Raw genomic sequence first — 11,296 nt, forward strand, 5'->3', positions numbered from 1 at the left:
TGGTGTCCCCACAGTGGTTTGGTAGTACCTTTTGAAGGGCCGGGGACCAGTGGTCTGTATGCGCCTTCACTGGCATCGGCGTGATCTGCGGGCGGCCGACAACGCGGGGCTCGCTCGTGCGAACGCGGACGACCCCGTCGTCCCCGTGTTCGTCTTCGACGAGGACGTGCTGGATCACGGAGCGCCGCCCCGCGTGGCGTTCATGCTCGACGCACTCGACAGCCTGCGACAGTGGTACCGCGAGCGGGACAGCGACCTGGTCGTCGCTCGCGGTGACCCACGCGAGGTCCTGCCCGATCTGGCCCGGGAGTACGGTGCCGAGTCCGTCACCTGGGGGAAAGACTACACTGGCCTCGCGCGCGAGCGGGACGCGGCCGTCCGGCGCGCACTCGACGACGCCGGCGTCGAACGCGCGGCGGTCCAGAACGCCGTCCTCCACGAACCGGGGGAGATCACGACCAACGACGGCGACCCCTACAGCGTGTTCACCTACTTCGGGCGCAAGTGGCACGACCGCGAGAAGGCCGATCCGTACGATCCGCCGACCCCGGACGCGTTGGCGCCCGTCGAGAGCGACCCGCTCCCCTCCCTCTCCGACCTGGGCTTCCAGGCCCCGGAGGCCGACATTCCACCGGCGGGGACCGAACACGCCCGGGACCTACTGACGACGTTTCTCGACGACGACGTCTACCGCTACGACGACCGCCGGGACTACCCCGCCGACGAGTGTACCTCCCGACTCTCCGCACATCTGAAGTTCGGTACTATTGGTATCCGAGAGGTGTACGCGGAGACTCAGACTGCCAGACAAGCGGTCGAACCCGGTAGCGACCGCGAGGAGTCCGTCGAGGAGTTCCTCTCACAACTCGCCTGGCGGGAGTTCTACACACAGGTCCTGTTCGACCGCCCCGACGTGGTGACGGCCAACTACAAGGAGTACGACCACCCCATCGAGTGGGACCACGACGAGGACCACCTCCAGGCCTGGAAGGACGGCGAGACGGGCTACCCCATCGTCGACGCCGGGATGCGTCAACTCCGCGAGGAGGCGTACATGCACAACCGCGTCCGGATGATCGTCGCCTCCTTCCTGACGAAGGACTTGCTCATCGACTGGCGACACGGCTACGACTGGTTCCGGCGGAAACTCGTCGACCACGACACCGCAAACGACAACGGCGGCTGGCAGTGGGCGGCCTCGACGGGGACCGACGCCCAGCCGTACTTCCGGATCTTCAACCCGATGACACAGGGTGAACGGTACGACCCGGACGCCGAGTACATCACACGCTACGTCCCCGAACTCGCGGACGCCGGTCCGGAGATCATCCACGAGTGGCACGAGGCGTCGCTGACCCAGCGGCGCAACGCCGCCCCGGAGTATCCCGATCCGATCGTCGATCACAGCGAACGTCGGGAGGAGGCGATCACGATGTTCGAGCGAGCGAGAGGCGATGCCTGAGCGCCAGCGAAGGCATCGAGGCGGAACGGCGAAGGTATGAGCCGTGAAGCAGGCGACGCGTAAGCGTCGGCTCTCGGCGGAGCGGTGAGGAACGAACCGCGGAGCGGGCGAGAGGCGATGCCTGAGCGCCAGTGAAGACATCGAGGCGGAACGGCGAAGGGATGCGCCGTGGAGCAGGCGACGCGTAAGCGTCGGCGAAGACCCTCTTGTTGACGAGGACACCCGGGTAATTCCCCGACGCCGACGGGACGCAATTGAGTGGCTCATCCGACATATCGGAATCCCGTCGGGATCAGGAGCACCTCCGGCGATGCCTGCCGGTATCTCGGTCGGCGGAACCGCCGGACGGCGGCGGGTGCATGTGGCGTGATATCGTGGCGCTCCTAACGTTTAACAGGGCGCCGGACCATTGAAGAGATGGAGGAATTTCCTATGACTGAACATTCCGAACCCGAGCTTCCACCGCTCCCGTACGACTACGACGCGCTGGAGCCACACATCTCCGAGCAGGTCCTCACCTGGCATCACGACACCCACCACCAGGGGTACGTAAACGGCCTGGAGGCCGCCGAGGAGACACTCGCCGAGAACCGCGAGTCGGGGAACTTCGGTTCCTCGGCCGGCGCGCTGGGGAACGTGACCCACAACGGCAGTGGACACTACCTTCACACGCTGTTCTGGGACAACATGGACCCCAACGGCGGCGGCGAGCCGGAGGGTGACCTGCTGGCCCGCATCGAGGAGGACTTCGGCTCCTACGAGGGCTGGAAGGGCGAGTTCGAGGCAGCTGCCTCGGCCGCCGGTGGCTGGGCGCTGCTGGTCTACGACCCCGTTGCCAAGCAACTGCGCAACGTGGCCGTCGACAAGCACGACCAGGGCGCGCTCTGGGGTTCACACCCCATCCTGGCCCTCGACGTCTGGGAGCACTCGTACTACTACGACTACGGTCCGGCCCGCGGCGACTTCATTTCGGCGTTCTTCGAGGTCGTCGACTGGGACGAGGTCGCGGATCAGTATCAGACCGCAGTCGGGCACTTCGAGTAACGCTCCCCACCTGCATTTTTATCGCGCGAGTCCCCCAGTGGCGACCACGTCGACTCCGAGAGATTTACCCACTCGCTCGGCCAACCGAGGAGTATGCCAGCCGACAAAGCCGAGTTCGACGAGATTCTCCCCTTCCAGTTACACGAACCCGACGACGTACTCGACCCGGAGAAGCTCTACACCATCCCGGAACTGGCTCGTCTGCTCCAGGGACTGCCGGCGGACGCCGAGTTGAGTGACTTCAACGAGTCGGTCTTCATCGACTGGGCAATCCCGTGGATGATCTACAACCAGGACGCGCTGGTCTTTGCCGAACCGGACGACGAGGACGTGGTCGGACTCTACGGGCTCGCGGACTCATGAAACTCCTCGTCGCCGGCGCGGACCGCGTCGACGCCGGGAAGACGACCTTCTCGGTCGGGCTCATCGAACACACTGGCGCTCGCGGGTTCAAGCCCAGAGCGGGGAACAACTACTGGTTCGACCAGGACGACGTCGTCTACGCGACCGAACAGGGGCGGCTCTTCGGCAAGGACGCGAAGCGACTGGCCGCGGCCTCGCCCGGCGAGGTCGTCCCCGAGGAGATCAACCCCATCCACCGGCTGTGGCATCCCTCGCCGGGCGGTGGGACAGGTATCCTCGGCCGCGAGGACCAGCAGTTCGTCGTCGACAGGGTCGGAGCCGACGTGGACGGCGAGTTCGTCGTCAACGGCACCGTCGACCTCCCGGAAGCGTTGACCGATCGACTGGAGCTGACGGCGGCACCACGGGTCACCTCGATCCCTGATTTCAACGACCTCATGCAGGCGATGCACGCCGAGGCACTGGCCGATGTCAATGAGGACATCGCAGCGGAAGACCGCGCCGTCGTCGAATCCTACGGCGACGTGGCGCGGCCGCTCCAGGGGTTCGAACCCGACGCCGTCGCCGTGGTCGAGCCCGGCCGAGCGCGGTTCTACGACGGCCGTCGGTACGCGAAAGCCTGCGAGATCGCCACCGGCAGCCCGGAGGAGGGCCAGCTCGAACAGCGCGTCGACAGCGTCGTCGACCTGATCGACGCTATCGGCGCGGTGCGGCTCCCCGCACTGGACGGCGAGACGCAGTCGGACCCGGCCGCCGTCGCCGACGCCTACGACCACGCCTACGACGCGTTGCTGGCAACCGCCTTCGACTGAGAGCGCCAGACAACCGACGAGGACAGCCACAGTGGAAACCGATACACACCCGATCGCACGACGCAGTGTGCTCGGTGTGTAAGTCGCTCCGATCGGGACTACAGCGACTCAAAAGCGCGCAGCTTGCACGGCCAGTTCGATATTCTCGTACGCCCTGTCGGTGACACTCGGACCGTGGCCGGTGTGCATCACACCTAACCCCTCGTCGACGGCATCGAGCACGCGATCGATACTCTCGACCAGCAGATCACGGTCCCCTTCTTCGAGGTCTGTCCGGCCGAAGCTCCCGTTGGCGAACACGAGATCGCCCGCGAAGAGAACGCTCGCGTCCTCGGAGTACAGACAGAGGTGGTCGTTCTTGTGGCCCGGCGTGTGCATCGCGCGGTAGCTATCGTCACCGAGTGTGACTGTCTCGCCGTCGGCGATGGCGTGATCGACGCCGTCCTGGTCCGTGTCGTATCCCCAGACGTCGACGTCGAAGGCCGCCGTCACGTCGCCGAGGTTCCCGACGTGGTCGTAGTGGGTGTGGGTAAGGACGACGGCGTCGAGCCCGTCAGTGTGGTCTTCGACCGCCGAGACCACGTCGAACTCGTTGCCGACGTCGACCAGAACTGTCCGGTCGCCGACGACGAGAAACACGTTGCTCGTAAACGCCTGGGCTCCGGTCGCGAGGTTCCGGATCTGACTCATACCCGGCTGTTAGCGGGGGGACGGAATGTCGTTGTCGTTACTCGCCGCTCCTGTCCTGTCGCCCGTTCGACGGTGACCCACAGGGCTTTGTAGGTGGATACTTTAACGACACCAGTAGAAACGAAATGTCAGATTCGGACCCCCCTGTGGTACTTATCGTCGAAGACGAACCGGATGTCGCGGAGACTTATAAGCTGTGGCTCCAGGAGGAGTACGAGGTCCGCATGGCACAGAACGGCGACGAAGGGCTCGAAATGCTGAACGAGTCTGTCGACGTGGTCCTGTTAGACCGGATGATGCCGGGGCTCTCCGGTGACGAAGTCCTCGAACAGATCCGCGAGGGTGACCTCAGCTGTCGTGTCGCCATGGTAACGGCCGTCGAACCCGACTTCGATATTCTGGAGATGGGGTTCGACGCGTATCTCTCGAAACCGATCCGAAGCGCACAGCTCCACGAGACGGTCGAAAACCTGCTTGAACGGTCCGAGTACGACTCGCTGCTCCAGGAGTACTACTCGCTGGTCGAGAAACAGGCGACGCTCGAAGCGACGAAATCGAGCGCCGAACTCGCCGAGAGCGACGACTACGTGGAACTGACCGACGAGATCGCAGCGATGAAAGAGGATCTCTCCGGTGCGCTGGGTGGTATCGAAGACGACGACGATTTCATCGCGACACTCCGTGGACTAGACCAGGGTGACGAGAACTAAGCTATTGACAATGTACGATCTCTCATCCGTTCTCGATTTCGACGCGCTTCGCGATGTCCGACCGGGGTCCAATATCCTCCTCTCCGGACCTGCGATGAGTGGCAAAGAACGTCTGGCATACGATATTCTGGCTGATGGCGCACGGAACGGTGACGGTGCCGTGGTCGTCTCGACGAGCGACGGGGCGGCGACGATCGTCAGCGACTTCCGTGAACTCGTCCCCGAAGTCGAAGAGTCACAGCTCGGCGTCGTCGACTGCCGCGGCGAGGGCGGCAGTGACAACGGTTCGGTCGACGGTGCCTACGTCCACCAGGTGTCCTCGCCCGGGGACCTCACCGGCATCGGGATCGGCATCACGAAAGCCCTCGAAGGGCTGCACAACTCCGGTCGCGAACAGGGCCGCCTGGCGCTGGTCTCGCTGTCGACGATGCTGACCTACACCGACAAGAAGACCGTCTTCAAGTTCTGTCACGTCCTGTCCTCGCGACTCGACTCCGCGGGGTATATCGGCGTGTTCACCATCGATTCGGGCGCGCACGACGAGCAGACCCTTCAGGTCATCAAGCAGGCCTTCGACGGACTCATCGAGATCCGTGACGCGGAGGGGGGCGGCCGCGAAGGGCGGGTCCTCGGACTCGCCGGCGAACCGACGCCCTGGCAAGATATCTGAGTCTGACAGTCGTTTTCGCGGGACGATCGCCGACACCGCTTCCAACGATCCCGAGCATCTGCGCCGTCGGTGACTGCCGTGACCGGAGGCCGACGGTCACTGGCACGACGCCCGCGGCGAGCCCGCCGGAACCGCCCACAGCGACGACTGTCCAGTGTCTGATACCGTCGACGAACGGCTTGCGTCGCAGTCGCCGAAGCGGACTCGTCAGGGGAGGTGTTGCGGACTGCGGAAGCCGACTGCGGGTAGAGAGTGCAAGCATCTAACTATCCCCGCGAACAGCGTGCAGGCATGCGCGGCGACGGGACCAATCGATCGATGGGGCGGCGGGCCGTGCTGGCGACACTCGGGGTGGGACTGACAACCGGCTGTCTCCAGTTGCAGGACCCCGACGAGGGGACGGCCGACCCCCCGACCGAGCGCGTGACGGCCGGTTCGACTTCCGGCAACACGACCCGACAGACGGACACAGCCACCAGCGAGTCGTCGCCCTCGGCTCGGAGGACCCTCGAACCACAGGCGCCGGGGAACATCCGCTGGCGGTCCGAGATCGGGACCGCCGTCGCCGAACGACCTGTCGTCGCCGACAGAACGGTGTACGTGAGTACGACGGACGATCGAGTCCTGGCACTGGATACCGATACCGGGGCCGAGCGCTGGACGTACGAGACGAGGATGGACTCCGAGAACCTGCGCCACGCTGTCGCGGGCGATCGCCTGTTCGTGGCCGGTTCGTTCGCGACAGAAGCCGTCGGACGTGGAGACGGTCGACTCTCCTGGGGGACCGCAAGCGGCGCAAAGTACAAACCGCTGGTCCGGGACGGCGTCGCGTATCTCGGGTCCTCGACGGGTGCCCGTACACTCCGGGCCTTCGAGGTTGCTGCCGACGAGTTGCTGTGGTCGTTCACGACCGACGGGTCCGTGCGGGGCCGTCCCGCACTCGTGGGCGGGACGCTCTTCGTTTCGGCCGGCGCACACGACGGTGAAGAGCCCGCACCGATGTACGCGCTCGACGCCGAAACCGGCGATCTACAGTGGGAGCGGACGTTCGACGGCACACTCTCCTCTAGTGTCGTCCCGTTCGAGGGGCTCCTCTACGTGACCGGGGAAAACGGGACGGTTGCGGCGGTCGATCCAGCCGACGGGAGTGTCGTCTGGCAGCGGACGATCGATGGCGTCAGCGGCGCGGCGGGCGCGCCGGACCCGCAGTTCGCACACGGGCGGTTGTACCTCCCCGATCGGTCGCTCAGAGCGCTAGACCCGAAGACCGGGGAGACCCTCTGGACGTACACCGAGCGGAATTGGTTCAACCGCCTGGCGATCGTCGACGGGGCGGTGTACGCCACCCGCTACGACGGGGGGACCATCCACGTCTTCGATCCCGCGACCGGCGACGAGCGGGCAACCTTCGAGACACCGCTTCAGGAGCCGACCGGACTTACAGTCGGTCCGGAGACGGTGGTCTGTGGTGACCGGGCGGGTGCGGTCGTCGCGGTCTGGCGGTGACTTCACTCGGTACTGATCTCCGTGACGAACGCCGTGTGTTTCCCGGGCCAGACCCCCAGGACGAACCGCAGTTCGGTCCCCGGCGGATACTCACGCGAAAGCGTCGCCGTCATCGGCTCGCCAGGGGACTTGCTGGTCGCGATCTGGTTCTGGTTCGCGTTGCCACGGCCAGGCGGGAAGAGGACGAGTCGGACCTGACCGCGGTCGGGCTGGAAGTCCGGCGATTCCCAGGCTGCCCGAACACGCGTCCCGGCAGTCAGGCCGTCGACAGTCCGGCCGAGACCGACGGCGCTTGGTCCACCATCGACGCGGAGACGGACGCTCCCGCCGTGTTCATCCGAGTAGCCACCCTCACCCTCGACCAGTTGATACTGTGGGAACTCGCCAGCGCCGGGCTCTTTCGTGTCCCCCGTCCGGTAGCGGGTGTCGACGACCCACTCGCCGAGTCCGTCGGTAAAGGACGCGGTGAACGGGACCGATAGCGGCGGCGTCTCGACGTTCGTCGGGAGCTCTTCCGGCTGTGTCGACGGTGACGCTGTCGTACTGCGGGCTGTCTCCGTGGGGTCACCGGTTGCCTCCGGCGTCGTCGTGGTTCGATCCGATGGGGGAACGTCGGTGGTCGTCGCCTGACCCGGCGCGCTCTCGTCAGCGTCGACCGCCGTCTGCCGAAGGCAGCCACCGACACCACCCAAAACACCGACTGCTGTGAGACAGAACGCCCGCCGATCCATACCGGGTGGTGTGTCGACTGGTACTTACCAGTTTGTCTCACGGTCCGATTCGGCGGGGCCGCCAGCTACAGCGGGATCGGCGGGAACCGCGCAACTAGCGCTGTTCGGATCATCACTGTTTGTCGGAAAGGAAGATGCTCCGTCAGGGATTTGAACCCTAGTCATCACCGTGAGAGGGTGATATGATTGGCCGGACTACACCAACGGAGCGTACACAAATCGGTAGCGAGGAAGGACGTTTAACCATTGCGCTTCGGAGGTGCTCTGTGTGGGGTTCTCACTCTTCCTCGAACGGTGAACCGGCGGCGTCAGGCTCTTCGCCGGCGATGCTGACGATGTTCTCACGACCCACGCGGAGCTTACTGATCTCGTCGTCGGCCTCCATATCCGAGAGCAACATACTGACCTTCGATTTCGACCAGTCCGTCTCGTCGACGATGTCGACCTGTTTCATCCGGCCGCCGTTCTCCCTGAGGAGCCGGAGCACGCGGTCGTTGTCGCTCAGGAGTTCCTCGTCGGGGACGGCTGGCTCCTGTGGGTCCGGTTGATCGGTCCCCGTCGGTTCCGCGTCGGTCGGTGTCGTCCCGCTCCCGTCGGCACCGTCCGTCACGGTGGCTCCCCGGCCACCGAACCACCAGACTGCGGCGATTCCAACCGCGAGAACCGCGGCGGCGACGAGTACAAACAGCCAGTTCGACCCGCCCCCGCTTTGCTGTGGCGTCGTCCCCTCTGTTCCGCTGGGGCCGCCGGAGTCACCACCCCCAGACGATCCGGACACCGACCCGGTCGCCGTCGGTTCCCGAGTCGGCGTCTCGGTGTCGACGACGGATCTGGGACCCAGTTCGACGTAGGGCCGCTGATCGTTGAACGACCGCTCGCCCTCCCAGGTGACAGTCTCACTCCGGGCCAGTGAGTTCGGGTCGCTCCGCGAATCGGGCGTCGGCCGAGCGTCGGTAAAGGCGAGTTCCGGACCGCGCTGGACGACGAACGACTGGTCGGGTCCGATGTAGAATCCCCCCTCGAACACGTCGCTCATGACGGTCCGGCCGTCCCGCTGTTGGGTGAAGTTCCCCCACTGAAACGACATCCTGACTGCACCGGTTCGTCGCACCGGATCGATCGAGGCGGACCGCCGGAAGTCGCTGGGTGCCATCGACCGCCCCGTCCGGTTGGTGGCGAACTGGGTCAGTAAGCCGGCCTGCTCGACGAAGTCGGCGTACAGAGCCGTCTCTGTCGACTCGAAGGTTCCAGCGAACTCCTCGAACTGCTGTCGCTCGGATTCGTTGCTCAGCGGCGTCCGGTGTTCGATCGTCCAGCGGGCGGAGCCGTTGGCATAGACCGTCACGCGAAACGTCGTCTCCTCGAACCCCTCGGGCGTCTGTACCCGCTGGGGCTGTTGCTCACCCGAGACGATCGGAAGACCGGCCAGTACACTGACTGCCAGGAGAGCGACCACGACCACCACGGCCCGGGCAGACATCACACTAGAACGACCCGTGGACACCACAAAAACACTGTTGCTTCCACAATCGGTAATCGGTCAACTCCTGTCAGAGACCCCGTGTTCGTGGGCTATCGAACTGGAGAGTACCGAAGCGTACGAACGGTTAGTCGTCCTCGCAGCAGCCACCGGCTTTCTCTCCGAAGTCGACGACCAACTCCTCGGAGATCATCTCGTTGAGTTCCTGCAGGCGCAGTTCGAGGTCGTTCTGTGCCTGGAGATACTCGCTCATCACCGGCATGTCGTGGAGTTCCTGCTGGGCCTGCTGGAGGTTCCGCAGGTCCTCCTGGGAGGCCTTGCCGGTCTGGCGGGCGAGCATATACTCCTCGCGGATCTGCTCGAACTCCTGGATCGCCTCCTGGGCCTCCTCGTCGTTCTCGACGGCTTCCTTGGCCTCGGCGAGTCGCTGGTAGACGGGCAACTCGGTGATGGCGTCGCCGAACTCGGTCGCGAGTTCCTCGACGCGGTCACCGGTCGGATCAGCGGCGGTATCGGTCTCGATGCTCATCACCGACGTGTAACGACTGCGGCGGTATAGGCCTGCCGGAACGTGAAACGAGTGCTGCGACGACGCGCCATCGCACTCGGCGTCTGTCTCGCTTGGATCAGTCTTCTGTCGGTAGGACTACCCCACTCGGGGCCTTGGTAGCATCCACTCCGAAAGGGTGTCAGCCGTCCCCGCGAGCGACCGCAGAGAAACACTGAGGTTATCCCCCACGAGCCAGTACACAGTTCCAATGAGCCAAGAGCGGACAGAGGGAGACCTCCGAAACACCGGTCTCTCACTCAGACACGACCGCGAGTGGGACTACGAACTCGACCGAATCGTCGACGCCGTCCACGAACGCGACGCCGAGACCGTCGGTCTGCAGTTCCCCGAGGGACTGAAACGGCGTGGCCCGGCCGTCGCCGACGACCTCCGGCGGGAACTCCCCGACAACGTCCAGGTGATGATCTCCGGCCAGCCCTGTTACGGTGCCTGCGACCTGGATACCTACATGATGCGCCGGACGGACGTCTTCGTCCACTTCGGCCACTCGCCGATGAAAGAGTCGGACAAGATCATCTACGTCCCCCTCTTCTCGAACGTCGACGTCTTCCCGATCATGGAACAGGCCCACGACGAGGAGTTGGCGCCGCCCGCGGAGGAAGACGCGGTCGGCCTCGTCACGACCGCCCAGCACATGAACAAGTTCGACGAGATGCGTTCGTGGCTCGAGGACCGCGGCTACGACGTCCAGACGCGCAAGGGTGACGACCGCCTGACCCACGAGGGGCAGGTGCTGGGCTGTAACTACGCCTCGGCCGATGTCGACGCCGACCAGATCCTCTACGTCGGCGGCGGGAAGTTCCACCCGCTCGGGCTGGCGATGGAACACCCCGACAAGAAAGTCGTCATCGCGGACCCGGTCAACAACGCGCTGACGGTCGCGGACACGGAGCAGTTCATGAAACAGCGCTACGCCTCGGTCCACAAGGCGATGGACGCCGAGCGGTGGGGCGTCATCTTCTGTACGAAGATCGGTCAGGGACGGTGGGACCAGGCCCAGGAGATCGTCGAGAACAACGACGACGCCTACCTCATCACGATGGACGAGGTGACGCCCGACCGCCTGACCAACTTCGGGATGGACGCCTACGTCAACACCGGTTGCCCACGCATCACGACCGACGACGGCCCGCAGTTCAAGAAGCCGATGCTCACGCCCGGCGAGTACAGGATCGCGATCGGCGAGAAACCCCTGGACTCCCTGGAGTTCGACACCTTCCACGGCACCTGGTGAGCAGTTCTCGCCGTTGAGAACTG

General features: G+C 64.9%; 12 protein-coding genes and 1 tRNA gene. 8 read left to right on the forward strand and 5 right to left on the reverse strand.

Features of this window, described 5'->3' with window-relative positions; all coding sequences use genetic code 11:
- Positions 1 to 58 precede the first annotated feature (58 nt).
- The 4 genes from P0204_RS00655 (at position 59) to P0204_RS00670 (ending at position 3,681) form a co-directional block, all read left to right on the forward strand.
- Positions 59 to 1,462 carry a cryptochrome/photolyase family protein gene (locus tag P0204_RS00655; RefSeq protein ID WP_276220928.1) on the forward strand — a complete coding sequence of 468 codons (1,404 nt, stop codon included), beginning with the start codon at positions 59 to 61 and terminating at the stop codon, positions 1,460 to 1,462.
- A gap of 432 nt (positions 1,463 to 1,894) precedes the next feature.
- The gene (gene sod, locus P0204_RS00660; RefSeq protein ID WP_276220929.1) at positions 1,895 to 2,506 is read left to right on the forward strand and encodes a superoxide dismutase; all 612 of its coding nucleotides are present in this window, start codon (positions 1,895 to 1,897) and stop codon (positions 2,504 to 2,506) included.
- A 93-nt stretch (positions 2,507 to 2,599) separates the two neighbouring features.
- A complete protein-coding gene (locus P0204_RS00665) occupies positions 2,600 to 2,869 on the forward strand; it encodes a DUF5827 family protein (protein WP_276220931.1) in 270 nt (89 codons plus the stop codon).
- Positions 2,866 to 3,681 (forward strand): ATPase, encoded by an 816-nt coding sequence (locus tag P0204_RS00670; protein WP_276220932.1) that lies wholly within the window; start codon positions 2,866 to 2,868, stop codon positions 3,679 to 3,681. The genes P0204_RS00665 and P0204_RS00670 overlap by 4 nt, the downstream gene beginning before the upstream one ends.
- A 108-nt stretch (positions 3,682 to 3,789) precedes the next feature.
- On the opposite strand, the gene P0204_RS00675 is transcribed toward P0204_RS00670, so the two are convergent.
- Positions 3,790 to 4,371 (reverse strand): MBL fold metallo-hydrolase, encoded by a 582-nt coding sequence (locus P0204_RS00675; RefSeq protein ID WP_276220934.1) that lies wholly within the window; start codon positions 4,369 to 4,371, stop codon positions 3,790 to 3,792.
- A 125-nt stretch (positions 4,372 to 4,496) separates the two neighbouring features.
- Between P0204_RS00675 and P0204_RS00680 the strand changes: the two genes are divergently transcribed.
- The 3 genes from P0204_RS00680 (at position 4,497) to P0204_RS00690 (ending at position 7,257) form a co-directional block, all read left to right on the forward strand.
- Complete coding sequence (locus P0204_RS00680) at positions 4,497 to 5,081, forward strand: response regulator transcription factor (protein ID WP_276220936.1); 585 nt, start codon at positions 4,497 to 4,499, stop codon at positions 5,079 to 5,081.
- 10 nt (positions 5,082 to 5,091) lie between these two features.
- Positions 5,092 to 5,751, forward strand: a complete 660-nt coding sequence (locus P0204_RS00685; RefSeq protein WP_276220937.1) for an RAD55 family ATPase — start codon at positions 5,092 to 5,094, stop codon at positions 5,749 to 5,751.
- A 291-nt stretch (positions 5,752 to 6,042) separates the two neighbouring features.
- Positions 6,043 to 7,257 (forward strand): outer membrane protein assembly factor BamB family protein, encoded by a 1,215-nt coding sequence (locus P0204_RS00690; RefSeq protein WP_276220938.1) that lies wholly within the window; start codon positions 6,043 to 6,045, stop codon positions 7,255 to 7,257.
- Positions 7,258 to 7,259: 2 nt separating this feature from the next.
- Here the strand turns inward: P0204_RS00690 and P0204_RS00695 are convergent, their stop codons facing one another.
- The 4 genes from P0204_RS00695 to P0204_RS00710 form a co-directional block, all read right to left on the reverse strand.
- A complete protein-coding gene (locus tag P0204_RS00695) occupies positions 7,260 to 7,988 on the reverse strand; it encodes a hypothetical protein (protein WP_276220939.1) in 729 nt (242 codons plus the stop codon).
- A gap of 135 nt (positions 7,989 to 8,123) precedes the next feature.
- Positions 8,124 to 8,198, reverse strand: a tRNA-Glu gene (locus P0204_RS00700).
- Positions 8,199 to 8,265: 67 nt separating this feature from the next.
- Positions 8,266 to 9,468, reverse strand: coding sequence for a helix-turn-helix transcriptional regulator (locus tag P0204_RS00705; protein ID WP_276220941.1), 1,203 nt, complete (start codon positions 9,466 to 9,468; stop codon positions 8,266 to 8,268).
- Positions 9,469 to 9,595: 127 nt separating this feature from the next.
- The gene (locus P0204_RS00710) at positions 9,596 to 9,997 is read right to left on the reverse strand and encodes a YlbF/YmcA family competence regulator (RefSeq protein WP_276220942.1); all 402 of its coding nucleotides are present in this window, start codon (positions 9,995 to 9,997) and stop codon (positions 9,596 to 9,598) included.
- 229 nt (positions 9,998 to 10,226) lie between these two features.
- On the opposite strand from P0204_RS00710, the gene dph2 reads away from it, so the two are divergent.
- Positions 10,227 to 11,273 (forward strand): diphthamide biosynthesis enzyme Dph2, encoded by a 1,047-nt coding sequence (dph2, locus tag P0204_RS00715; RefSeq protein WP_276220944.1) that lies wholly within the window; start codon positions 10,227 to 10,229, stop codon positions 11,271 to 11,273.
- Positions 11,274 to 11,296 lie beyond the last annotated feature (23 nt).

The organism is Haloarcula halophila, assembly GCF_029278565.1.
Taxonomy (GTDB): domain Archaea; phylum Halobacteriota; class Halobacteria; order Halobacteriales; family Haloarculaceae; genus Haloarcula; species Haloarcula halophila.

Bases quoted from the DNA above. Each gene is read 5' to 3' on its own strand.
- dph2 (WP_276220944.1), top strand. From the start codon at position 10,227: ATGAGCCAAGAGCGGACAGAGGGAGACCTCCGAAACACCGGTCTCTCA.
- P0204_RS00685 (WP_276220937.1), top strand. From the start codon at position 5,092: ATGTACGATCTCTCATCCGTTCTCGATTTCGACGCGCTTCGCGATGTC.
- P0204_RS00670 (WP_276220932.1), top strand. From the start codon at position 2,866: ATGAAACTCCTCGTCGCCGGCGCGGACCGCGTCGACGCCGGGAAGACG.
- P0204_RS00680 (WP_276220936.1), top strand. From the start codon at position 4,497: ATGTCAGATTCGGACCCCCCTGTGGTACTTATCGTCGAAGACGAACCG.
- sod (WP_276220929.1), top strand. From the start codon at position 1,895: ATGACTGAACATTCCGAACCCGAGCTTCCACCGCTCCCGTACGACTAC.
- P0204_RS00690 (WP_276220938.1), top strand. From the start codon at position 6,043: ATGCGCGGCGACGGGACCAATCGATCGATGGGGCGGCGGGCCGTGCTG.
- P0204_RS00695 (WP_276220939.1), bottom strand. From the start codon at position 7,988: ATGGATCGGCGGGCGTTCTGTCTCACAGCAGTCGGTGTTTTGGGTGGT.
- P0204_RS00655 (WP_276220928.1), top strand. From the start codon at position 59: ATGCGCCTTCACTGGCATCGGCGTGATCTGCGGGCGGCCGACAACGCG.
- P0204_RS00705 (WP_276220941.1), bottom strand. From the start codon at position 9,468: ATGTCTGCCCGGGCCGTGGTGGTCGTGGTCGCTCTCCTGGCAGTCAGT.
- P0204_RS00665 (WP_276220931.1), top strand. From the start codon at position 2,600: ATGCCAGCCGACAAAGCCGAGTTCGACGAGATTCTCCCCTTCCAGTTA.
- P0204_RS00675 (WP_276220934.1), bottom strand. From the start codon at position 4,371: ATGAGTCAGATCCGGAACCTCGCGACCGGAGCCCAGGCGTTTACGAGC.
- P0204_RS00710 (WP_276220942.1), bottom strand. From the start codon at position 9,997: ATGAGCATCGAGACCGATACCGCCGCTGATCCGACCGGTGACCGCGTC.